Source organism: Blastococcus sp. TF02A-35 (genome assembly GCF_004571075.1).
In the GTDB taxonomy this organism is placed as follows: Bacteria; Actinomycetota; Actinomycetes; order Mycobacteriales; family Geodermatophilaceae; genus Blastococcus.
This window is the reverse complement of the sequence record NZ_SPQP01000002.1, coordinates 154,014-176,167: the sequence shown is the minus strand read 5'-3', so window position 1 is coordinate 176,167 and position 22,154 is coordinate 154,014. Positions and strand designations below refer to the sequence as shown.

Below are 22,154 nucleotides of genomic sequence, written 5' to 3'. Positions count from 1 at the left end.
CGCGACGAGGCACACCGGCTCGCCGCTGCCCTGCGCGAGCGCGGGGTCTCGGTCCGGGCCGACCGGCGCGAGGGCATGGCGGTGCTCGACGCCCTGCTGACGGTGCCGGAGGCGCAGTCCCTGCTCGGCGAACGCGGTGCCTGTGGACGCGCCCCGGCTCAGAGCGGGTAGAACGGGGCGCCGCCGGCCAGCGGCTCGGCACCCCGGACGAGCGTGACCCACGTGCCGCCGGTGAGCCGCCACACGGTGTTGCCGGCGCTCACCAGGGGCGGCCGGCCGGGCGCGACGGCCAGCGACGTGGGCTGGCTCGGCAGCCCGGACGTGGTCATGCGGGTGAGGCCCCACCCGTCCACACCCACGGCGTAGGGGACGATGCGGTCCTCGCTCTCGTCTCCAGCCAGCACCATCAGGCTGCTGCTGTCCCGCCAGCCGACGTCGATGACCTGGGCGAGGGTCGGCGCGGCCTCCCGGAGGTCGCGCAGCACCACGGAGCCGTCCTCCGGCGACCGGACGACCGTGCCCACGTAGAGCCGCCGCCCCTCGGGCCCGTCGACGACGACCGCCGCGCGCACGCCGTCCGGTGACAGCTGCAGCACGTCGGTGCGCCCGAGGCCGGCGAGGGTGGGCGCGGTGACCGGCTGGGGCGGGGCCCCGGCGGGGACCCGGACCACGGTCGAGCCGTCGCGGACGACCCAGGCCTCCGCGCGGGTCCCCGAGACCGTCGGCGCGCTCAGCGAGGCGCCGCCGAGCACCGGTGCCAGCTCGCCGTCGTACGGGCCGGCGAGCAGCGTGGCACCGCTCCCCTCCGGCCGGACGCCGGCGAGGAACGACAGCCGGCCGCTGCCGGGCTCCGCGGACACGGCGGCGCTGGTGAGGCCGTAGGCACCCTGCCCCGCCGGTCCGGGAGCGGGCTGGCCCTCCGCGGCCGTGCGCAGCGCTCCGCCGTCCAGGTAGTGGCCCACGCCGTCGGCGGGCGCCGCGTCCGGGTCGAACGAGGCCCAGTCCTCGACGGTCTGCCGCTCGGGCACGTCCTCGAGCGCGACCGGCTCCCCGTCCAGGACGACGACCACCTCGGTGATGCGCGGTCCACCGGACTGCTGCAGGGTCCAGACCAGCTGGGCGCAGACCTGGCCGAGGACGGGCGAGTCGGCGGGCAGGCCGGTCAGCTCCACGGTCGCCGTCTGGTTCTCCACCGACACCGACCGGCGCAGCTGCACGCCGCTGAGCGGGTTGGCCACGCCGGCCGCGAGCGAGGACGACGGGCCGCCGAGCAGGCGCTCGACCAGGGCGGTCGGCTGGGTCTCGCCGATCATGAGGTAGCGCGGGTCCGGGACCACCCGGGATGCCGTCGGGTCCACGAAGTAGGCCTGCAGCTCGTCGTAGAGCCGCTCGAAGTCCGGCTCGAGCATGATCAGCCCGTCCGGCGGGTCGGTGATGCGCCACTCGCCGTCGACCTGCTCGAGCCGGAACTCGCGGGTGAAGACGCCCCGGCCGGCGACGGTGAAGACGCCGCGGGGGTCCACCGTGCCGATGAGGTTGGCGGTGATGGACACCGTCCCCGCGTCGGTGGTGATGACCGCGTAGTCGGTGCCGATGACGCTGATGCCGGTCTCGTCCAGCCACTTCTCCGCGGCCGCGGGGGCCAGGTGCAGCCGGGCCACGGGGTGGCTGCGGACGGTGCTGGCCGAGGCGTCGATGAACGTGCGCACGACCTCCTCGGCGCTGGCACCGGGCGCCGGCGGCAGCGGCTCGATGCCGGCCGCCTCGACCGGGCGCGCCGGCGCCTGCGGGATCGCGACGGTGGGCGAGCTGGTCGGGACCGTGGAGCACGACGCCAGCGGCAGCGCCGCGGCGAGCAGGGCGACGGCCAGGCCGCGGGTGCGGGTCACCGGGGCACCCCCGGACGCCGCAGGCGGACGGGGCGCAGCGGCAGCGGCGAGCTGGTCAGGTCGGTGCCGGCCACGAGCGGGAGGGTGAGCCGGAACTGGGCGCCGGCGCCGGGCTGGCCCCACACCTGGAGCCAGCCGCCGTGCAGCCGCGCGTCCTCCAGGCTGATCGACAGGCCCAGCCCGCTGCCCCCGACCGTCCGCACCCGCGACGGGTCGGCCCGCCAGAACCGGTCGAACACGTGCTGCGCCTCCCCCGCGCTCAGCCCGACCCCGTGGTCGCGCACGGTCACGGCGGCGGCCGACGGGTTGGCGGCCAGGGTGATCTCCACCGGGTGCCCCGCGCCGTGCTCGATGGCGTTGCCCACCAGGTTGCGCAGGATCCGCTCGACGCGGCGGGCGTCGACCTCGGCGAGGACCGCGTCCTCCGGCCGGGTCACCTGCAGCTCGCACTCGTGCCGCCGCGCCAGGGTGCTCATGCCGTCGACGACGCGGCCCACGAGCACGCCCAGGTCGGTGGGCGCGGCGTCGAGCACCGCGGCCCCCGCGTCGTAGCGGCTGATCTCCAGCAGGTCGGTGAGCAGCGCCTCGAACCGGTCGAGCTCGGCACGCAGCAGCTCGGCCGAGCGCGCCACGTGCGGCGCGAAGTCCTCGCGCGACTCGTGCAGGACCTCCGCGGCCATCTGCACGGTGGTGAGCGGCGTGCGCAGCTCGTGCGAGACGTCGGAGGTGAACCGCTGCTGCAGCTGGGACAGCCCCTCGAGCTGGGTGATCTGCCGCTGGAGGCTGTCGGCCATCGCGTTGAAGCTGGTGGCCAGCCGCGCCAGGTCGTCCTCCCCGCGGACGGCCATGCGCTCCTCGAGCTGGCCCTCGGCCAGCCGCTGCGCCGTGCCCGCCGCGCGCCGCACGGGGTCGACGACCAGCCGGGTCACCAGCAGCGCGATCCCGACGACGAGAAGCGTGAGCGCCACGCCGCTGATGACCACCGTGCTGCGGATCAGCGACAGGCTCTCCTGCTCCTGCTGGAGGGGGAAGGAGTAGTACAGCTCGATCCGGTCGGGCGCCTGGTCGTCGCGCAGGACCGGTGCCCCGATCAGCAGGGTGGGCCGGTTCTCCCCCGCCGCGTCGGGGATGACGTCGTACTTGGAGGCCTGGCTGCCGGAGTCCACCACGGCGCGCAGCTCCTGCGGCAGCGCCTCGTAGAGCGGCCGCCGGGTGGTCGTCGTCCGGTCGGGGTTGCCCGGCCGGTAGACCATGACGACGTCGAAGTCACCGGCGGCGCCGCCGCGTTCGAGGAGGCTGTTCACGGCGCGGGTCAGCGTCGAGCGGACGCTCGCGGCGTCGCCGGTGGCGATGCCGGTGACCTCGTTCTGCGCGTAGACGACGCCGGCCTGGACCTGGTCGATGGCGGCCTGGCGCTTGACGTCGAGGAGCTGGTCCCGGATCTGGCTGAAGAGGACCAGGCTCACGATGACGACGACGGTGCCGGCGACCACCGTGGTGATCGCGGCGATGCGCACCTGGAGCGAGGAGCGCCACGCCTGGAGGGCGCGGGCGGCGAGCCGGCGGGTGCCGCGGCGCACCCTCCGCCGGGCGCCCTGGGCGCGGCGGCCCAGGCCCCGCCGGACCCGGCGCACCTCGGCCCGTCGCGAGCGGGCGGGGGCCGGGCCTGCGGCCGGCTCCTCGCCGGTGCCCGTCTCGGGCGAGCGGGTGGCGGTCACCGCTCCATTGTCGGTGACGCCGGGCCGGGAACGGCGGGCCGACTCACGGGGGGCCGGCCTTGTACCCGACCCCGCGCACGGTGAGGACGACCTCGGGCTTCTCCGGGTCGCGCTCGACCTTGGCCCGCAGCCGCTGGACGTGCACGTTCACCAGCCGGGTGTCGGCGGCGTGCCGGTAGCCCCACACCTGCTCCAGCAGGAGCTCGCGGGTGAAGACCTGCCGGGGCTTGCGGGCGAGCGCCACCAGGAGGTCGAACTCCAGCGGCGTCAGCGCGATGGGGACGCCCTGGCGCGTGACCTGGTGGGCCGGGACGTCGATCTGCACGTCGCCGATGCTGAGGTTCTCGGCCTGGCCGGTCTCCCCGCGGCGCAGCTGGGCGCGGACGCGCGCCACCAGCTCGACCGGCTTGAACGGCTTGGTGACGTAGTCGTCGGCGCCGGCCTCCAGCCCCTGCACGACGTCGATGGTGTCGCCCTTGGCGGTGAGCATGACGATCGGCACGGTGGACTGCTGGCGGATGTCCTGGCAGATCTGCAGGCCGTTGCGGCCGGGCAGCATCAGGTCCAGGAGCACCAGGTCCGGCCGGGTCTGCTGGAAGACGCCGACCGCCCGGTTGCCGTCGGAGACGAACGCGGGCTCGTAGCCCTCCCGGCGCAGCACGATGCCGAGCATCTCGGCGAGGGCGGCGTCGTCGTCGACGACCAGGACACGGCCGCGAGCGGACCCGTTCTGGGGAGCGGTGGGTGGCACGGCGACCATTCTGCGCTGTGAGGCAAGGAAAGCGGCCCACCCGTCCGGGTGAGCCGCTTTCCCCGCTGCGGTGACGTGCTGGAACGGCCCGCCTGCAGGGACCCGGCCTGAGCTCGCGAAGGCCGGGGGGCAGGCGGGTCCTGTCAGTAGCGGTAGTGGTCGCTCTTGTACGGGCCCTCGACCGGGACACCGATGTAGTCGGCCTGGACCTTGGTGAGCTCGGTGAGCTTCACGCCCAGCGCGTCGAGGTGCAGCCGGGCCACGTGCTCGTCCAGCTTCTTGGGCAGCACGGTGACCGTGGGCTCCTTGCCCTCGTAGGCCGCGCGGTTGCTCCACAGCTCGATCTGGGCCAGCACCTGGTTGGAGAACGAGGCGCTCATGACGAAGCTGGGGTGCCCGGTGGCGTTGCCCAGGTTCAGCAGCCGGCCCTCGGAGAGCACGATGATCGTGTGGCCGTCGGCGAACCGCCACTCGTCGACCTGCGGCTTGATCGTGGTCTGGACGACGCCCGGGGTGCGGGCAAGGCCGGCCATGTCGATCTCGTTGTCGAAGTGCCCGATGTTGCCGATGATCGCCTGGTGCTTGGTCGAGGCCAGCTGCTCGGCGGAGATGATGTCCTTGTTGCCGGTGGCGGTGATGATGATGTCGGCCTTGCCGATGACCTCGTCGAGCGTGGTCACCTCGTAGCCGTGCATCGCCGCCTGCAGGGCGTTGATCGGGTCGATCTCGGTGACGATGACGCGGGCGCCCTGGCCGCGCAGCGACTCCGCGCAGCCCTTGCCGACGTCGCCGTAGCCGCAGACGACGGCGACCTTGCCGCCGATCATCACGTCGGTGGCGCGGTTGAGGCCGTCGATGAGCGAGTGCCGGCAGCCGTAGAGGTTGTCGAACTTGCTCTTGGTGACCGAGTCGTTGACGTTGATCGCCGGGAAGAGCAGCCGGCCGTCGCGGGCGAGCTCGTAGAGCCGCATGACGCCGGTGGTCGTCTCCTCGGTGACACCGGCGATGCCCTGCCCGATGCGGGTCCAGTAGCCACCGTCCTCGGCGAGCGTGCCGCGGAGGGTCTCGAGGATGACGCCGTACTCCTCGGAGTCGGACTCCGTGGTGTCGGGGACGACGCCCTCGGCCTCGAAGCGGGTGCCGAGGTGGATCAGCAGGGTGGCGTCGCCACCGTCGTCGAGCAGCATGTTCGGGCCGACGATCTCGCCGTTCTCGTCCTTGAACTCGAACAGGCGCTGGGTGCACCACCAGTACTCGGGGAGCGTCTCGCCCTTCCAGGCGAAGACCGGCACGCCGGCGGGCTGCTCGGGGGTGCCGTCGCCGACGACGATCGCCGCGGCGGCGTGGTCCTGGGTCGAGAAGATGTTGCAGCTGACCCAGCGGACGTCGGCGCCCAGCGCGGTCAGGGTCTCGATGAGGACGGCGGTCTGCACGGTCATGTGCAGCGAGCCGGCGATGCGGGCGCCGGCCAGCGGCTGCTCGTCGCCGTACTCGGCGCGCAGGGCCATGAGGCCGGGCATCTCGTGCTCGGCGAGCTGGATCTCCTTGCGGCCGAACGGCGCGAGGGAGAGGTCGGCGACCTTGAAGTCGCCGTCGGTCAGCGTGCGGGTGCCAGTGCTGGCGGTCATGTCGCTCCAGTGTCCGCGCCCTGGCCGTCTGCAGGCGGGCGCTACGGGGTCGTCTGAGAGAGCGAGCATGCCGAGGCTTCGGCGGGGCTCGTGCCGGCGTCCAGGATAGCCGCGCGGCCCGGTGAGGTCGTCCCTCCCGGCTCGTTCCGTCCGGTGGTGCGCCCTCTGCATCGGCACGGGCGGCGCGCTGCTGAAGCCCGCACCACCCCTCCTGTCACTCGCAGCCGACGCCGTCGCCGTCGCCGTCGAACGCGTCGGAGAAGCCCGGCTCGCCGCGGTGGATGGGTGCCGCACCGGCGGCCCGGACGGCGGCGCAGTCCGGGTAGACCAGCGCGTCCGGCGCGGTCGGGGTGGCCGCGGCCGGGGCGGTGGCGCCGCCGTCGGGCAGCGGCTCGTCCGGGCAGCCCGCGAGCACGCCCGCCATCGCGTCCCGCTCCGCCTGGGTCACCCACAGCCCGTAGGTGGCCTTCACCGCCACCTGCCGCGCGACGTAGGCGCACCGGAAGGCGGTGTTCGGCGGCAGCCACGTCGCGGCGTCGCCGTCCCCCTTCTGCATGTTGAGCGGCCCGTCGGCCGCCAGCAGGTTGAGCGGGTCGTTGGCGAAGGCGACCCGCCGGTCGGTGTCCCAGCCCTGGGCACCCTTCTGCCAGGCGTCCGAGAGCGCCACCACGTGGTCGATCTGCACCGCCTCGCTCGTGCCCTCGCCGCGGCGGAACTCGATCGTCGAGCCGGAGTAGGGGTCGGCCAGCGTCCCCGTCGCCACCACGCAGTCGCGGGTCCCCGGCCGGAACGTCTCGCCGGTGAGGTCGCGGGCCAGGACGTCGTTGCGGGTGTCGCAGCCGTTGCGGTCGGTGTCCACCCAGCCGTCGCCGAAGTTCTCCCGCTCGTACCCGGTGCGGGGCGCGCGTCCCTTGACCTCGAGCGCGTCCAGCGCGGCCAGGGCGGAGCCGGCCACCGGCTCGGGAGCCGCGGCGCGGTCGCCGGTCTCGGCCAGGTCCACCGGGTCGCAGCCGGCCAGCCCGGCCAGGAGGCCGAGGGCGAGGACGGCGCCGGCGAGCCGGCGGGGCCGGGGCCCGGGGCGGACACCCACCGGGCTCCCCCACCGCTCAGGACTGCGCACCGCCCGACGCTAGGCCGGGGACGCGGCGGTCCGGCGGTGCAACGCCGGGCGCGGAGGAGGTCTCAGACGACGTTGGTGGTCGCGCGGTAGAGGACCGCCGGGCCGCGGGCGCTCACCGGGGCGCCCGCCGGGACGAACGCGGCCCGGCCCTTCTCCAGGGTCAGCTCGCCGTCGGCGGAGGCGAGGACGGCGCTGCCCTCGGTGCACAGCAGCAGCTGCGGCCCGCGGGTGGTGAGGACGCCGGACTGCTCGTCCAGGTGCACCCGCGTGAGGTCGAAGTCGGCGACCGGCACCGGGTAGCGCAGGCCGCCGGGCCCGAGCACCGGGTGGATGACCGGGATGCGGCCGTCGCTGAAGTCGAGCACCTCGATGAGCGCGGCCAGGTCGACGTGCTTGGCGGTCAGGCCGCCGCGCAGCACGTTGTCCGAGCTGGCCATCACCTCGACGCCGGCGCCGGACAGGTAGGCGTGCAGGTTCCCCGCCGGGAGGAACACCGCCTCCCCGGGCGCCAGCTTCAGGTGGTTGCACATCAGCGAGATGACCACGCCCGGGTCGCCCGGGTAGGTCTCCGCCAGCGTCGCCGCCCAGCGGTAGGTGTTGATGAACTCGGGGTCGTGCGCGGCGACGAAGCGGGCCGCGGCGGTGGCGACCGCCGACACCAGCTCGGTGCGGCGCTCCCCGTTCAGGGCCAGCAGCTGCGGGATCGCCGCCCGCAGCCCGCCCCGCGCCAGCGCGGCGATCGTCGGCTTGAGCTCGGGCACCTGCAGCTTGGCCAGGCAGTGCAGCGACTCCTCCACCGGCCGGAACCCGCACAGCGCCTCGAAGGTGGTCAGCGCGAGCAGCAGCTCCGGCTTGTGGAACGGGTCCTTGAACGTCCGCGTGGGGTCGTCGTGCGGGATCCCGGCGGCCTCCTCGGCCGCGAAGCCCACCTGGGCCTGCTCGGTCGTCGGGTGCGCCTGCAGGGAGAGCGGGGCCTCGGCCGCGAGCACCTTCATCAGGAACGGCAGGCGGGCGCCGAAGCGCTCCACCACCGGGCGGCCGAGCAGCGCCTCGGGCTCCTCGGCGATCGCCTTGTCCAGCGGCCGGCCGTCGGACAGCACGCTCGGCTCGTCCGGGTGCGCACCCACCCACAGCTCGGCGTGCGGGCGCTCCGCGGGCACGGGCTCCCCCAGGAGCTCGGGGATCACGGTCCGGCTCCCCCAGGGGTAGAACCGCACACCGTTGCTCAGCTGCCACATGGTGAGCGCAGGTTACGTGCGCGCCCCACCGCTCCGGAACCGTCGTCGCCGCGCGGTGCGCGGCAGGTCACCCGGAGGGGGTGCCCTGCACCGCCTTGCGCACGTCGGGCGCGCCCAGGCGCGCGGCGTCCGCGGTGCGGTCGTCGGGCATCCGCTGCGACTCGCGCTCCGCGGCCACCCGCGCCTCGTAGTGGGCGATCTCCTCGGCGAGGAAGTCGTCCTGCCAGCCGTGCACGGTCGCCATGAGCCGAGCGACCTCCGCGGCCGACTCGACCCCTCGGTGCGGGGTCTCGATCGAGATGCGCGTCCGGCGGGTCAGGACGTCGTCCAGGTGAAGCGCCCCCTCGGCCCGCGTCGCGTGGACGACCTCGGCGGCGAGGTGCTCCGGGGCGCCGGGCAGCGACCGGCCGAGCGCGGGGTCCTCCCGCACCAGGTCCAGGACCGCGGTCACCTGGTCACCGTGCCGGCGCAGCAGCCGCTCGACGGCCGCCTCCGGCACGCCGTACCCGGCGGCCAGCTCCGCCGCCCGGTCACGCACCTCGCCCCATCCGCGGGCGCCGACCAGCGGCAGCTCGGCGGTGCGCGACGGCGGCACACCGGGCAGCCGCTCGGCGGCGGCGTCGACGGCGTCGGCCGCCATGACCCGGTAGGTCGTGTACTTGCCGCCGGCCACCAGGACCAGGCCCGGCACCGGCGTGACGACGGCGTGCTCGCGGGAGAGCCGGCTGGTGTCGTCGGACTCGCCGGCCAGCAGCGGCCGCAGGCCCGCGTAGACGCCGACGATGTCGTCGGCGGTCAGCGGCCGGGTCAGCACCCGGTTGACCTGGCCGAGCAGGTAGTCGATGTCGGCGCTGCTGGCGGCGGGGTGGTCGCGGTCCAGCGTCCACGGGGTGTCGGTGGTGCCGACGATCCACTGGCCGCCCCACGGGATCACGAACAGCACGCTGGTGGGCGTCCGCAGGATCAGCCCGTGCGGGCCGACGTCGCCGCCGTCGATCGCCGAGCCGGGCACGAGCAGGTGGACGCCCTTGGAGGCCCGGACCTTGAGGCTGGGCGCCGCGGAGCCGAGCATCCGGCCGATGTCGTCGCTCCACACCCCGGTCGCCGCGATCACGCTGCGGGCGCGGACGGTGAAGGTGGAGCCGTCGGTCAGGTCGGCGACGTGCACGCCGACCACGGCCGCGTCGGGTGCGTCGCTCTCCCGCAGCAGGCCGACGACGCGCGCGCTGGAGAGCGCCGCGGCCCCGTACCCGGCGGCGGTGCGCACCACGGCGAGGGTGTGGCGGGCGTCGTCCACCTGGGCGTCGTAGTAGCGGATCGCGCCGCGCACGGCGTCACGCCGCAGGGCGGGGAAGGTCTCGAGGGTGGCCCGGCGGGACAGGTGGCGGTGGCGCGGGATCGCGCGGTCGCGGGCGAAGGCGGCGCCCAGCACGTCGTAGAGCGCGACGCCGGCGCCGTAGTACGCCCGCTGCCACACCGGGGCGGTCAGCGGCAGCAGGAACGGCAGCGGCCGGACCAGGTGCGGGGCGATCGTGCGGATCAGCCGCGCGCGCTCCTTGAGCGCCTCGTGCACCAGCGGGAAGGCCATCTGCTCGAGGTAGCGCAGCCCGCCGTGGATCAGCTTGCTCGACCGGCTGGAGGTGCCGGCCGCCCAGTCGCGCGCCTCGATCAGCCCGACCTTCAGCCCGCGGCTGGCCGCGTCCAGGGCCGCGCCGGCCCCGGTGACCCCGCCCCCGATCACGAGGACGTCGACGACCTCGTCCTCCAGGCGGGCGCGGTCCGCCCGACGCCGTTCCGGTGACAGCTCCGTGCCGGTCATGTCCCCCACTGTCCCCCTCGCTCGCGCGCCGTGACCGAGATGCCGGTCACGCCGCCGGCTGGTGCGAGCCCGCGTCCGCCCCGTGCGACTTCTTCCGGTGGAACGTCACGCTCATCACCAGCACGACGACCGCGCCGACGACGAGGCCCAGCAGCGCGCTGCCCAGGGTGTTGACCAGCCAGCCGACGACGCCGCCCACCGCGCCCGTGGCGTCGTGCGCGGCCTCCTCGAGGTGGTGCACGAACGCGTAGAGCGGGTGGAAGCCCAGCTCGTCGGTGCCCACCAGGATGATGTGCCCGCCGACCCAGAGCATCGCGGCGGTGCCGACCACGGTGAGCGCGCTGAGCAGCTTGGGCATGCCCTTGACCAGCCCGCGCCCGAAGGAGGCCACGCCCTTCGCGGGGCGCTGGGCCAGGTTGAGCCCGATGTCGTCCATCTTCACGATCAGCCCGACGACGCCGTAGACCAGCACGGTGATCCCGATGGCGACGACGACCAGGATGACCGCCCGGGAGAGGAACGCCTCGCTGGCCACCTCGTTGAGGCTGATGACCATGATCTCGGCCGACAGGATGAAGTCGGTGCGGACCGCCCCGGAGACGATGGTCTTCTCGTCCGGGAGGGCGTCCTCGACCTTCTCGTGCGTCTCGGCGTGCCCGCTGACCCGGTGCCAGATCTTCTCCGCGCCCTCGTAGCAGAGGTAGGCGCCACCGATCATGAGGATCGGGGTGAGCAGCCACGGCAGGAACTGGCTGAGCAGCAGGATCGCCGGGAGGATGATCAGCAGCTTGTTGCGCAGCGACCCCAGCGCGATCTTCCGGATGATCGGCAGCTCGCGGTCGGCGTTCAGACCGTGCACGTACTGCGGCGTCACCGCCGTGTCGTCGACGACGACGCCGGCCGCCTTGATGCTGGCCCGGCCGGCGGCCGCCCCGATGTCGTCGATCGACGCGGCGGCCGCGCGGGCGAGCACCGCCACGTCGTCCAGCAGAGCTACGAGTCCACCCGCCACGGGAAGTCCTTCCGATCGGTCAGCACGTCGGTGCTGCTGCAGTGATGGTCGCCTGTCCGGTCCCGCCGTGCGCGGTCACGAGCCGAAGGCGCGCTCGTGGTCCAGCGCCAGGGCGAGGTAGACGGCGCTGAAGTCCGCGACGGCCAGCTGCCGGGCCAGGCGCGGCAGCCGGCCGTGGCGACCGGGCTCCCCGTGCTCCGCCAGGCCGCTGACCGGGATGTTGTGCGCCGCGGCGGTCCGCAGGACCTGCTCCATGGCCTCGGCCGCCGACCGCGGCTCCCGCTCCCCCGCGCCGTCGTGCCCACCGGCCTCCGGGTCGCGGATGGTGAGCAGCCGGAGCCGCCGGCCGGTGTCGTCGGCGCGGTCGCGGAAGAAGTCGTCCTCCTCGCGGGGCGCGAGCGGGCCGCTGAGCACCGTGCAGGCGGCGACGCGCTGGTCGGGCAGCCGGAAGCCGGTCGCGGGCAGACCGGCCAGCGTCGCCAGCTGGTCGGTGATGCGGGTCGCGGCCGCGCCCGCCAGCGGCCCCTCCGCCATCACCAGCGGCAGCGCGTCCAGCAGGCCCAGCGCGAGGGTCTTGGCCGGGTTGACGAACGACTCGCGGGCCGGGCCGCACTCCTCGGCGACCTCGTCCAGCGCGGCGGCCACCTCGTCGGCGTCGGCCGCGGCGGCCGGGAGCAGGCCGAGGTCGGTGGCCAGGCGCAGCATCGGCGTGAGCAGCGACCAGAGCGTCGTGTGCCGCACCCGCGACTGCGGCAGCGCCACGTACGGGGCGCGGGCGGTGGAGCAGGCGGCCCGCAGCGGGGCGTCCTCGGCGCCGATGCCCACCAGCGCGACCCCGCGGCGGGCGGCCTCGTAGGCCGGGCCGACGGCGTAGGTGCCCGCGCCGGTGCGGGTGGCGACCACCGCGATGTCGCTGGGCCCGGCCCACACCGGCAGCGCCGGTCCCGGGACGACGTCGACGGTCACCGGGCTCGACGGCCCGAGGAGCGCCCGCAGCACCGAGGCCGCGACGGCGCCCTCGCGGCGCCCCACGATGATCAGACCGCGGGGCCGGCCGCCCTCGGTGACCCGCGAGAGGTCCGCCTCGTCGGTCAGCCGCGCGGTCTCGCGCACCTGTGCCCCGGCGCCGGCCACCGCCGGCAGCAGACCCCGGGGGTCGCGGGCGCGCAGCAGCTCCAGGTCGTCGAGGACCTCCTCGGCCAGCTCGGGCGAGGTCATGCCGGCGCCGTCCTCACCCGCGCTGCCGCGCCTCGTCGAGCAGGAGCACCGGGATGCCGTCGCGCACCGGGAAGCCCCGGCCGCAGGTGGTGCACACCAGCTCGCCGGCCGCCTCGTCCACCGTCAGCGGCGTGTGGTGGGTGTCCGGACAGGCCAGGATCGAGAGCAGCTCGGCGTCCAGGCCCAGGGGGCCGCTGGTCGCGCTGCTGGGGGAAGTGGTCATCTCTGCTCCTGTCCGGCGCGGACCGTGCTCAGCACCCGGTCGCGCAGCTCCGTCATCCGCGCCACGTCCGGCGCCTCCACGTTCAGCCGCAGCAGCGGCTCGGTGTTGCTGGCGCGCAGGTTGAACCACGCGCCGTCGGGCAGCTCGACGGTGAGGCCGTCCAGCTCGTCGAACGTCGCGCCCTCCTCCTCGAAGAGGCGACGCACCTCGGCCACCCGGCCCGGCGCGTCGGCGACGGTGGAGTTGATCTCGCCCGAGGCGGCGTAGCGCGCGTAGGCGGCGGTCAGTTCCGACAGCGGCCGGCTCTGCTCCCCCAGCGCGGCGAGGACGTGCATGCCGGCGAGCATGCCCGTGTCGGCGCGCCAGAAATCGCGGAAGTAGTAGTGCGCGGAGTGCTCGCCGCCGAAGACCGCGTCGGTGCGCGCCATCTCCGCCTTGATGAACGAGTGCCCGACCCTGGTGCGCACCGGCTCGCCGCCGTGCTCGCGGACGATCTCGGGGACCGCCCGCGACGTGATGAGGTTGTGGATGACCGTCGTGCCGCGGCCCTTGGCCAGCTCGCGGACGGCGACCAGCGCGGTGATGGCCGAGGGGCTCACCGGCTCGCCGCGCTCGTCGACGACGAACACCCGGTCGGCGTCGCCGTCGAAGGCCAGGCCGATGTCGGCACCGTGCTCGCGGACCGCGGCCTGGAGGTCGACCAGGTTCGCCGGGTCCAGCGGGTTGGCCTCGTGGTTGGGGAACGAGCCGTCGAGCTCGAAGTAGAGCGGCACGACCTCCAGGGGCAGGTCGGCCAGGACGACCGGCACGGTGTGGCCGCCCATCCCGTTCCCGGCGTCGACCACGACCTTCAGCGGGCGGATCCCGGAGAGGTCGACCAGCGAGCGCAGGTGCGCGGCGTACTCGGCGAGCACGTCGCGGGCCGACACCGTGCCGATGCGGTCGGGGACGCGCTCGTAGTCGTCGCGCTCGGCCCAGTCGCGGATGGTGACCAGGCCGGAGTCCTGCCCGATCGGCGCGGCGCCGGCGCGGCACATCTTGATGCCGTTGTAGCGGGCCGGGTTGTGGCTGGCGGTGAACATCGCGCCCGGCAGGTCCAGCGAGCCGGCGGCGAAGTACAGCAGGTCGGTGGACCCGAGGCCCGCCTCCACGACGTCGAGACCGCGGGCGATGACACCCTCGGCGAAGGCGCGGGACAGGGGGACCGAGGACTCGCGCATGTCGTGGGCGGTGACGACGGTCGTGGCCCCGGAGTCGGCGAGCACGAACTCGGCGAACGCCGCACCGATCGCCCGGGCGGTGCTCTCGTCCCACTCGTCGGGGACGACGCCGCGGACGTCGTAGGCCTTGATCAGCGCGGACAGGTCAGCCACGCGCAGAACCCTATCGGCGGGGGCGCTACGGGAGGTCGGGCAGGACCCGCAGGTGACCGCGGCGGATGCCGCTGCCGTCGTCGGCCGGGTCGCGCGGGGGCTCCGGGCGGGCGGCCTCGCGGACCGCGTCGGCCAGCGCGAGCAGGTCGTCGCCGGTCGGGCCCGAGTCGTCCAGGTCGATCTCGTGCCGGACGACCTCCCAGCCGCGCGGCACGGTCAGCCGCTCGGCGTGGAACTCGCACAGGTCATAGCTGTGCGGCTCCGAGAACGTCGCCAGGGGACCCACGACAGCGGTCGACTCCGCGTAGACGTAGGTCAGGGTCGCCGCTGCCGGTTGCGCGCAGCCGCTGCGCGAGCAGCGACGTGACTGCCTCACCACCGGTTCCTCACGACAGGCACAGTAATCCCGCTGCGCGGTGCGCGACAGCAGGCGCACCGGTTTCCGGACCGCTGCGCACCATCCTGCACGATGGTCCCGTGGGCATCGTCACCGGTCGGACGCGGGATGCGGCCCCGTGCGGCGCGACCGGGGAAATCTTCACCGAAGTCGTTCCGCGGCCCGGCGTGTCGGACCGCGCCGTACGCTTCGACGCGTCATGAGCACGCCCCCGCGCCGCCCCGCCCGCTCCCGACGCGACCGTCACGGTCGCGGTCTCCGGGGCCGTCTGCTGCCGACCGAGGTCCCCCTGGCCCGCAGCCGGGGCGAGGCGTTCGACGACCTCGTCCTCGACGCGGTCGAGGACATCGAGCGCCGCTGGGAGCGGGAGCTGGCCGGGGTGGAGTTCGCCGTCGAGGACGTCCCCTGGGTGGAGCACACCCGCCCCGACGACGTCGTCCTCGACAGCGACGTCCTCGACGACGGTGGCGTGCCGCTGGCGCGGGTGCTGCCGGCCCGGCGCGAGCAGGGCGAGGAGCTCCCGCCCCGCGTGATCGTCTACCGGCGCCCGCTGGAGCTCCGGGCGAACGACCGGGAGGACCTGGCCGACCTGGTCCGCGACGTGGTGGTGGACCAGGTCGCGACGCTGCTGGGCCGGGACCCCGAGGAGATCGACCCCACCGCCTGACCGGCGGGGCCGCGCGCGGGTGCTGCGATGCTGGTCGCGATGGACGCCCCGGTCGCCGGCACCGCTGCCTGGCTCGTGCTCGGCGCGGTGCTCGGGCTGCTGCTCGCGGCCGCCGTCGCAGCCTGGGTGCTGGGCGCCCGCCGCAGGCGCGCTCCCGGGCCCGGCGGCCAGGTCGGGCCGGAGCAGCGGGTCGACGACCTGGCCGACTTCCTGGAGCACCCTCCGGGCACGCGGTCCGAGCCGGCCGCGCCGACCGGGTGGGCGGCGCTCTCCGCTCCCCCGCCGCCCGCGCCGGCTGCTCCGCGCGCCGCTGCCGACCCCGGCTACCGGCCGGTGGCGGTGCTGGCCCTCGTGGCCCTGGCCCTCGTGGGGTGCGCGGCCGCGGTCGCTGCGGCGGCCCGCGCACTAGAGCGCGCCGACGCGGGGCGCCCGGCCGCGTCGGGCCCGGCACCGTCCCCGTCCCCGCCGGGCCTCGCAGGCCGGCTGACCGCGGCGGGCCTGGTGCTCGAGCAGCGCGCGGTGGGCATCACAGCCGCGTACCCGGAGCTCGAGCTCTCCTCCACCGGCGACGGGGGCACCCGGTTGGAGCTGCGGCTGCCCACCTGGAACTGCCTGGCCGCCGAGCCGCCCGCCGACCCCGCGGCGGCCGGCTGCGTGCCCTCCCTGGTGGAGCACGCGGAGCTGTCCTCCCCCGGCCTGACCGTGCAGCGCGACGGGGACCGCATGGTGCTGCGCGGCCCGGCGGCCACGGAGCTGCGCCCGTCCGGCTCCGCTCCCGAGCCGACCGGCCGGGTCTACGACCTCACGCTCTCCGTCGTCGCGGACGGGGGCCGCGCCGCCGGGGAGCTGCGGGTCGGCTCGGGGACGGCGACCGTCACCGGCGGGCTCAGCGGCCGCTGACGCCCGGCAGCGGCGGCCACCCGCGGGCGGGCACGGCCAGCCCCACCAGCGGCGCGCCCATCTCCGCGCCCAGCCCGGCCCCGGTGCCCCACCACGGCCAGCGGTCCGCGCCGTCGACCAGCGTGAGCAGCGCGCCCCGGAGGGCCTCGCCGTCGGCGGCGACGGCCACCTCCAGCTGACCCAGCGCCGCGTGCAGGCGGGCGGCCGCGCGCAGGAAGCCCCGCGCGCGGGCGTCGGGCGCGGCGTCGAGCAGGTGCGGCAGCCACCGCTCCAGCACCGCCGGGTCGTTGGTCCGGAGCACCGGCCCGAGCGCGTCGAGCTGGTCGACCAGGCGGGTGCTGCGCACGTTGGCCAGGACGGCCGTCGGCAGGCGGGCGGCCAGGGCGCGGGAGGTCGGGTCGCCCAGCGGGAGGCCGGCCAGCCGGAGGGAGACCGGCCCGTGCAGCGAGCCGAGCAGCTGCACGACCCCGGCGGCCAGCTGCTCGGCGGCGTCGTCGTCGCGGGCGAGGAGCCGGGACGGCGGGCGGCCGCCGGGCAGCGGGGCGGTGGACTGGCCGAGCAGCTCGACGACGGCGAGCGGGCCACGCCGGCGCACGGAGAGGAAGGCCGCCGCCCGCGGGGGCCCGTCGGTCCCGCCGTCGACGACGACGGCGACCGGGCGGCCGGAGAGCCGGCGCGTCGCCGCCTCGTTGAGGACTGCGGTCAGCCACGGCCCTCGTGCGGTCACCGGCGCGGACAGCCGGGCCATCAGCGGGCCGGCGGCCAGGAGCTCGCGGAGGACCGGGGCCCGCCCGCTGACCAGGCGGGCGGCGGCGCGGTCGGGCATGCCCCGAACAGAACCACAGCCGCCGACGGGGGACGTCGGCGGCTGCGGCAACCGGATGGCGCAGCCCTTCGCAGGACCCCGCCGCGAGCCTGCGAGCGGTGGGGGGCGAAGGGTCCTTCTTCAGACGGCGCGGCGGCGCAGGCGGCGGCGCTCACGCTCCGACAGCCCGCCCCAGATGCCGAACCGCTCGTCGTTGGCCAGCGCGTACTCCAGGCACTGGGCCTTGACCTCGCAGCCGGTGCAGATCTTCTTGGCCTCGCGCGTCGAGCCGCCCTTCTCGGGGAAGAACGCCTCCGGGTCGGTCTCGGCGCACAGCGCCTGCTCCTGCCAGGACTGCGCGTCGGCCTCGAGGCCGAAGCCCAGGAAGCCGACGAACGTCTGGCCGGTGCCCTGGCCCACGGCCTGGCCCATGCCCTGGGTCGCCGAGGCGGCCCCCAGGCGGTCGGCCGACCGCTCGGTCCCGTTCACGTAGTCGCTCAACCACGACACCTCAGCCATGACGGTGCGTCCCCTCTCGCTCTCGTCCCGGTGCTCGGCCGGCAGGACGTTCCCGGGCCGTTCAGCACTCGTTGACACCGCGGGAATTACACGCGTGTCGTTGCCCGGACGTCAACTTTGCCCGGTGTAAGCGACACGCCACACCAGCCCCACCCGCCACACCCGTTCGTCACTTCTCGTCGCGGGCCCCGACACGCCCGGCGAACAGTCGACAAGTGCTCATCAGGCACCATGCGTTTCGTGCAGATCGTCGTGCTTGCCGGTGGGACCGGAGGGGCTCGTTTCCTCCGCGGGGTGCGCGCGGCGGCGCCTGAGGCGGAGATCACCGCGGTGGTCAACACCGGGGACGACGTGACCCTGCACGGGCTGCGGATCTGCCCCGACCTCGACACGGTGATGTACACCCTCGGCGGTGGCATCGACGAGGAGCGCGGCTGGGGCCGGGCCGGCGAGAGCTGGACGGTCAAGGAGGAGCTCGCGGCCTACGACGCCGACCCCACCTGGTTCGGCCTGGGCGACCGCGACATCGCCACGCACCTGGTCCGCACCCGCATGCTCGACGCGGGCTACCCGCTCTCCGCCGTCACCGCGGCGCTGTGCACGCGCTGGCAGCCCGGCGTGACGGTGCTGCCGATGAGCGACCAGCGGGTGGAGACCCACGTCGTCGTCACCGACCCCGACAGCGGGCGGCCGCAGGCGGTCCACTTCCAGGAGTGGTGGGTGCGCCACCGGGCGGCGCTGGACCCCGCGGCGTTCGTGCAGGTGGGCGTGGACGCGGCCCGCCCCGCACCGGGGGTCGTCGAGGCGTTCGCGTCCGCGGACGCGGTCCTGCTGGCGCCGTCGAACCCCGTCGTGTCGATCGGCACCGTCCTCGGCGTCCCCGGCCTGCGCGAGGCGCTGCTCGCCTCCCCAGCCCGCATCGCGGGCGTCTCCCCGATCGTGGGCGGCGCGGTGGTCCGCGGGATGGCCGACCGGTGCCTGCCGGCCATGGGCATCGAGGTGAGCGCCGAGGGCGTGGGACGGCACTACGGGGCGCGCACCGACGGCGGGCTGCTCGACGCCTGGCTGGTCGCCGAGGACGACGCCGCCGACGTGCCGGGTGTCGACGTCCGCCGCGAGCCGCTGCTGATGTCCTCGCCGGAGGCCACCACCGAGCTCGCCCGAGCCGCCCTCGCCGCCTGTGGCTAGCCCGCCCGCGGGGCTGTCGGTCCTGCCTGTCCCCGGGCTGCCGGAGTTCGCCCCGGGCGACGACCTGGCCGCGGCGATCGTCGCGGCGGCCCCCTGGCTCGCCGACGGCGACGTCGTCGTCGTCACCTCCAAGGTCGTCTCCAAGGTGGAGGGCCGGCTGGTGCGGGTCGAGCCGGGCGCCGACCGCGAGGCCGCGCGGCAGCGGGCCGTGGACGACGAGACGGTGCGCGTCTTGGCCCGCCGCGGGCCGCTGAGGATCGTGCAGACCCGGCACGGCTGGGTCGTGGCCGCCGCCGGCATCGACGCCTCCAACGTCTCCGCCGACGCGCTGGTCCTGCTGCCCGAGGACTCCGACGCCTCCGCCCGGCGGCTGCGGGCGCGGCTGCGCGAGCTGGCCGGCGTGGACGTGGCCGTCGTGGTCAGCGACACCTTCGGCCGGACCTGGCGCGAGGGGCTCACCGACGTGGCGGTCGGCGCGGCGGGCATCGACGCGCTCGAGGACCACCGCGGCGCGGTCGACGCCCACGGCAACCGGCTGGAGACCACCCGCACGGCCGTGGTCGACGAGATCGCCTCGGCCGCCGACCTGGTGAAGGGCAAGCTCGCCGGCGTCCCGGTGGCCGTCGTCCGGGGCCTCGGCCTGCGCCGGCCCGACGACGACGCCGACGAGGGCACCCGCCCGCTGGTGCGCCTGCCGGCCGACGACCTCTTCCCGTACGGCTCCCGCGACGTCGTCGCCTCCCGCGCGCCCGAGCCGCACCTCGTCCCGCGCCCCGGGGAGCTCGAGGCCGTCGCGGAGGCCTTCCGCGTGGCGGCCGCCGCGCTGCCGGAGTTCCCCGTCGTCCTGCGCTACGGCGGCGAGGGCGACGGCGTGGTCGACGTGCACCTCTCCGACACCGTCGGCCTGCGCACCGCGGTCAACCTCGGCGCCGTGGTCGGGGTGGCCGTGGTGCAGCTGCACGCCATGGGCTGGTCGACCCGCTGGGAGCCGGTCGGCACCCCGGGGGGCACCTCACTCGTCGGGAGGCTGTGGCTGGGCGGCGCGCCCCTCTGAGCCGCCCGCATGGGTACGGTTCGTCCCCATGCGCGGGATCATCCTGGCCGGGGGCACGGGGAGCCGTCTCTTCCCCATCACGCAGGCCGTGAGCAAGCAGCTCATGCCGGTCTACGACAAGCCGATGATCTACTACCCGCTCTCCACGCTGATGATGGCCGGGGTGCGCGAGGTGCTGGTCATCACCACCCCCGGCGACCAAGAGGCGTTCCGCCACCTGCTCGGCGACGGCAGCCGGCTGGGGATGCGCATCGAGTACGCCGTCCAGCCCCGCCCGGAGGGCCTGGCGCAGGCCTTCCTCATCGGCGCGGACTTCCTCGACGGCGAGGCCGCGGCCCTGGTGCTGGGCGACAACATCTTCTACGGCGCGGGCCTGGGCACCGCGCTCTCCCGGCTGCCCGAGCCCGCCGGCGGGCACGTCTTCGCCTACCACGTGGCCAACCCGCAGGACTACGGCGTCGTGGAGTTCGACCCGGCCGGGCGGGTGCTCTCCATCGAGGAGAAGCCGGCCGAGCCGAAGAGCTCCTACGCCGTGCCCGGCCTCTACTTCTACGCCGGCGACGTCGTCGAGGTGGCGAAGGGCATCACGCCCAGCGCCCGCGGCGAGCTGGAGATCACCGCCGTCAACGAGCACTACCTGCGCGAGGGCCGGCTCACCGTGACCGCCCTCGACCGGGGCACCGCCTGGCTGGACACCGGCACGTTCGCCTCCCTCCGGCAGGCCACGGAGTTCGTGTCCGTCGTCGAGGAGCGGCAGGGGCTCAAGATCGGCTGCATCGAGGAGGTCGCCTGGCGCAACGGCTGGCTGGACGACGCCGACCTGCGCGCCATCGCCGAGCCGCTCGGCAAGAGCGGCTACGGCGCCTACCTGCTCGGCCTGCTCACCGAGCGCTAGCGCCGGCGGTAGTCGGTCGGCGCGAACCGTGGCCCGCGCCGGGGCCGCCTCGGGCCACCGGACAGCAGCAGCCGCACCACCCGGTGGCGGTGGCCCCGCCACGGCTCCAGCAGCGCGAGCATGCCGTCGTCGTCGGTGTTCCGGTTCCCGGTCAGCGCGTAGCCGACCAGGTTCTTCAGGTGGTAGTCGCCGACGCTGACGGTGTCCGGGTCGCCGTAGACGCGCTGCACCACCTCGGCCGCCGTCCACACCCCGATGCCGGGGATCGAGCACATCCGGCGCTGCAGGTCCGCCGACTCCCCCGCCCGCTCGGGCTCGAGGGCGTGCGCGACTGTCGCCGCCGCGCGCAGCGCCCGGCGCCGTGCACCGTCCAGGCCGCAGCGGTGCCACTCCCAGTCGGTGACCTCGAGCAGCCGGCGCGCGGACGGCACGACCCGCATCCCCTCCGGCGCGGGCCCCGGTGCCGGCTCGCCGGCCAGCCGCAGCAGCTCCCGCCACACGCGGTGCGCCTCGACGACCGTCACCTTCTGCTCGAGCACCGCGGGGACGAGGGCGTCCCACGTGCGGCCGGTGCGGCCCAGCCGCAGCCAGGGGGTCGTGCGGTGCAGCTCGGCGACCATCGCGTGGTCGCCCGGATCGAACTCCTCGGGCCGGTCCGCCGACCCGAGCCACTCCGGGACCGCCGCCCCGGCCCACCGCGCCCCCGGTCCCCAGGCGCTGATCCGCAGCTCGGTCGCGGTGCGGACCAGCCGCACGGTCGCCGGCCCCTCGGGCGTGGACGTCGTCCGCCAGGTCCCCGAGTCGGTGACCCGCATCGTGGGGTCGCCGGCGCTCCGCCGGTGCGGGGCCAGCGCCCGCCCGACGTCCAGGGGCCAGTCGGGCACCCAGGCCGCCGAGTAGTCCGCGGCGGTCTGGGTGCCCGTGGTGGTGCTCGTGCTCAGGGCGTGCTCCGGGAAGAGGTCAGCGGGGTGCCATCCGCAGCGCGCCGTCCATCCGGATGACCTCACCGTTGAGGTAGCCGTTCTCGACGATCGCGAGCGCCAGCTCGGCGAAGTCGGACGGGCGGCCCAGCCGCTTCGGGAAGGGTATGCCCGCCGAGAGGGCGGCCCGCGCCTCCTCGGGCAGACCGGCCAGGAGCGGCGTGTCGACCAGGCCGGGAGCGATGGTGCAGACGCGGATGCCCACGGTGGACAGGTCGCGGGCTGCCGGCAGCGTCATGCCCACGACCCCGCCCTTGGAGGCGGAGTACGCGAGCTGGCCGATCTGGCCGTCGAAGGCCGCGATCGAGGCGGTGTTGACGACGACGCCGCGCTCGCCGTCCTCGCCCGGCTCGGTCTGCGACATGGCGGCCCCCGCCAGGCGCAGCACGTTGAAGGTCCCGACCAGGTTCACGGTGAGGACCTTCATGAACGCGCCGAGGTCGTGCGGCTCGCCGTTGCGGCCGACGGTCCGCTGGCCGGCCCCGATCCCGGCGCAGCTGACCGCGATGCGCAGCGGCCGGTCCTTGCCGGTCGCCTCGGTGACGGCCGCCTGGACCGACGCCTCGTCGGTCACGTCGGTGCGGACGAAGGTGGTGTGGCCGCCGAGCTCGGTGGCCAGCGCCCGGCCGCGCTCCTCGTTGAGGTCGAGGATGGTCACGGCGGCGCCGCGGGCCGCCAGGGCCCGGGTGGTCGCCTCGCCGAGCCCGGAGGCTCCTCCGCTGACTATGGCTGCGACGTCGAAGTTCTTCATACGTGCTTC

Annotated in this window: 22 protein-coding genes; 6 read left to right on the top strand and 16 right to left on the bottom strand. The window is 75.3% G+C overall.

Features of this window, described 5'->3' with window-relative positions; all coding sequences use genetic code 11:
• Window positions 1–158 precede the first annotated feature (158 nt).
• The 12 genes from E4P43_RS01700 to E4P43_RS01645 all read right to left on the bottom strand — a co-directional run bounded on the left by E4P43_RS01700 (window position 159) and on the right by E4P43_RS01645 (window position 14,365).
• Window positions 159–1,889 carry an LpqB family beta-propeller domain-containing protein gene (locus tag E4P43_RS01700; RefSeq protein WP_135143681.1) on the bottom strand — a complete coding sequence of 577 codons (1,731 nt, stop codon included), beginning with the start codon at window positions 1,887–1,889 and terminating at the stop codon, window positions 159–161.
• Window positions 1,886–3,607 (bottom strand): MtrAB system histidine kinase MtrB, encoded by a 1,722-nt coding sequence (mtrB, locus tag E4P43_RS01695; protein WP_135143680.1) that lies wholly within the window; start codon window positions 3,605–3,607, stop codon window positions 1,886–1,888. The genes E4P43_RS01700 and mtrB overlap by 4 nt, the downstream gene beginning before the upstream one ends.
• A gap of 43 nt (window positions 3,608–3,650) precedes the next feature.
• The gene (gene mtrA, locus E4P43_RS01690) at window positions 3,651–4,367 is read right to left on the bottom strand and encodes an MtrAB system response regulator MtrA (RefSeq protein WP_135143679.1); all 717 of its coding nucleotides are present in this window, start codon (window positions 4,365–4,367) and stop codon (window positions 3,651–3,653) included.
• Window positions 4,368–4,501: 134 nt separating this feature from the next.
• Entirely contained in the window at window positions 4,502–5,986 is a 1,485-nt protein-coding gene (gene ahcY / locus E4P43_RS01685) for an adenosylhomocysteinase (RefSeq protein WP_135143678.1), read from the bottom strand.
• A 214-nt stretch (window positions 5,987–6,200) separates the two neighbouring features.
• Window positions 6,201–7,106 carry a DUF1524 domain-containing protein gene (locus E4P43_RS01680; RefSeq protein WP_245158879.1) on the bottom strand — a complete coding sequence of 302 codons (906 nt, stop codon included), beginning with the start codon at window positions 7,104–7,106 and terminating at the stop codon, window positions 6,201–6,203.
• 62 nt (window positions 7,107–7,168) lie between these two features.
• Window positions 7,169–8,344, bottom strand: coding sequence for a mannose-6-phosphate isomerase, class I (manA, locus tag E4P43_RS01675; protein WP_135143677.1), 1,176 nt, complete (start codon window positions 8,342–8,344; stop codon window positions 7,169–7,171).
• Window positions 8,345–8,411: 67 nt separating this feature from the next.
• Window positions 8,412–10,163 (bottom strand): glycerol-3-phosphate dehydrogenase/oxidase, encoded by a 1,752-nt coding sequence (locus tag E4P43_RS01670; protein WP_135143676.1) that lies wholly within the window; start codon window positions 10,161–10,163, stop codon window positions 8,412–8,414.
• Between the two features lie 46 nt (window positions 10,164–10,209).
• Window positions 10,210–11,175: a DUF808 domain-containing protein gene (locus tag E4P43_RS01665; RefSeq protein ID WP_135143675.1), complete on the bottom strand. Its 966-nt coding sequence runs from the start codon at window positions 11,173–11,175 to the stop codon at window positions 10,210–10,212.
• Window positions 11,176–11,250: 75 nt separating this feature from the next.
• On the bottom strand, window positions 11,251–12,393 hold the full coding sequence (locus tag E4P43_RS01660) for an SIS domain-containing protein (protein WP_135143674.1): 1,143 nt from the start codon (window positions 12,391–12,393) through the stop codon (window positions 11,251–11,253).
• A 13-nt stretch (window positions 12,394–12,406) separates the two neighbouring features.
• On the bottom strand, window positions 12,407–12,580 hold the full coding sequence (locus E4P43_RS01655; RefSeq protein WP_135143697.1) for a Trm112 family protein: 174 nt from the start codon (window positions 12,578–12,580) through the stop codon (window positions 12,407–12,409).
• Between the two features lie 32 nt (window positions 12,581–12,612).
• Window positions 12,613–13,989 (bottom strand): phosphomannomutase/phosphoglucomutase, encoded by a 1,377-nt coding sequence (locus E4P43_RS01650; RefSeq protein ID WP_135143673.1) that lies wholly within the window; start codon window positions 13,987–13,989, stop codon window positions 12,613–12,615.
• 25 nt (window positions 13,990–14,014) lie between these two features.
• Window positions 14,015–14,365, bottom strand: coding sequence for a DUF3499 domain-containing protein (locus E4P43_RS01645; protein WP_135143672.1), 351 nt, complete (start codon window positions 14,363–14,365; stop codon window positions 14,015–14,017).
• Between the two features lie 101 nt (window positions 14,366–14,466).
• Between E4P43_RS01645 and E4P43_RS20735 the strand changes: the two genes are divergently transcribed.
• From E4P43_RS20735 to E4P43_RS01635, 3 genes are read left to right on the top strand one after another with little or no spacing between them, the layout of a single operon-like run.
• Complete coding sequence (locus E4P43_RS20735) at window positions 14,467–14,589, top strand: hypothetical protein (protein WP_280790920.1); 123 nt, start codon at window positions 14,467–14,469, stop codon at window positions 14,587–14,589.
• Entirely contained in the window at window positions 14,586–15,053 is a 468-nt protein-coding gene (locus tag E4P43_RS01640; protein WP_135143671.1) for a metallopeptidase family protein, read from the top strand. Before E4P43_RS20735 ends, E4P43_RS01640 begins: the two co-directional genes overlap by 4 nt.
• Window positions 15,054–15,092: 39 nt before the next feature.
• The gene (locus E4P43_RS01635) at window positions 15,093–15,953 is read left to right on the top strand and encodes a hypothetical protein (RefSeq protein ID WP_135143670.1); all 861 of its coding nucleotides are present in this window, start codon (window positions 15,093–15,095) and stop codon (window positions 15,951–15,953) included.
• Here E4P43_RS01635 and E4P43_RS01630 read toward each other — a convergent pair.
• Both E4P43_RS01630 and E4P43_RS01625 read right to left on the bottom strand, forming a co-directional pair.
• Window positions 15,940–16,779, bottom strand: a complete 840-nt coding sequence (locus E4P43_RS01630) for a hypothetical protein (protein ID WP_135143669.1) — start codon at window positions 16,777–16,779, stop codon at window positions 15,940–15,942. The genes E4P43_RS01635 and E4P43_RS01630 overlap by 14 nt on opposite strands.
• Before the next feature lie 120 nt (window positions 16,780–16,899).
• Entirely contained in the window at window positions 16,900–17,190 is a 291-nt protein-coding gene (locus E4P43_RS01625; RefSeq protein WP_167759018.1) for a WhiB family transcriptional regulator, read from the bottom strand.
• Window positions 17,191–17,508: 318 nt separating this feature from the next.
• On the opposite strand from E4P43_RS01625, the gene cofD reads away from it, so the two are divergent.
• The 3 genes from cofD to rfbA are packed head-to-tail and all read left to right on the top strand — an operon-like array spanning window position 17,509 to window position 20,414.
• Window positions 17,509–18,465 carry a 2-phospho-L-lactate transferase gene (cofD, locus tag E4P43_RS01620; protein WP_245158876.1) on the top strand — a complete coding sequence of 319 codons (957 nt, stop codon included), beginning with the start codon at window positions 17,509–17,511 and terminating at the stop codon, window positions 18,463–18,465.
• On the top strand, window positions 18,458–19,519 hold the full coding sequence (locus E4P43_RS01615) for a coenzyme F420-0:L-glutamate ligase (protein WP_135143666.1): 1,062 nt from the start codon (window positions 18,458–18,460) through the stop codon (window positions 19,517–19,519). The genes cofD and E4P43_RS01615 overlap by 8 nt, the downstream gene beginning before the upstream one ends.
• A 28-nt stretch (window positions 19,520–19,547) precedes the next feature.
• Entirely contained in the window at window positions 19,548–20,414 is an 867-nt protein-coding gene (gene rfbA / locus E4P43_RS01610) for a glucose-1-phosphate thymidylyltransferase RfbA (protein WP_135143665.1), read from the top strand.
• Here rfbA and E4P43_RS01605 read toward each other — a convergent pair.
• Together E4P43_RS01605 and E4P43_RS01600 are read right to left on the bottom strand one after the other, a co-directional pair.
• Window positions 20,411–21,421, bottom strand: a complete 1,011-nt coding sequence (locus tag E4P43_RS01605) for a DNA-3-methyladenine glycosylase 2 family protein (RefSeq protein WP_245158875.1) — start codon at window positions 21,419–21,421, stop codon at window positions 20,411–20,413. The two genes, rfbA and E4P43_RS01605, sit on opposite strands and share 4 nt — an antisense overlap.
• On the bottom strand, window positions 21,375–22,145 hold the full coding sequence (locus E4P43_RS01600) for an SDR family NAD(P)-dependent oxidoreductase (protein WP_135143664.1): 771 nt from the start codon (window positions 22,143–22,145) through the stop codon (window positions 21,375–21,377). Before E4P43_RS01600 ends, E4P43_RS01605 begins: the two co-directional genes overlap by 47 nt.
• Between the last annotated feature and the right edge of the window lie 9 nt (window positions 22,146–22,154).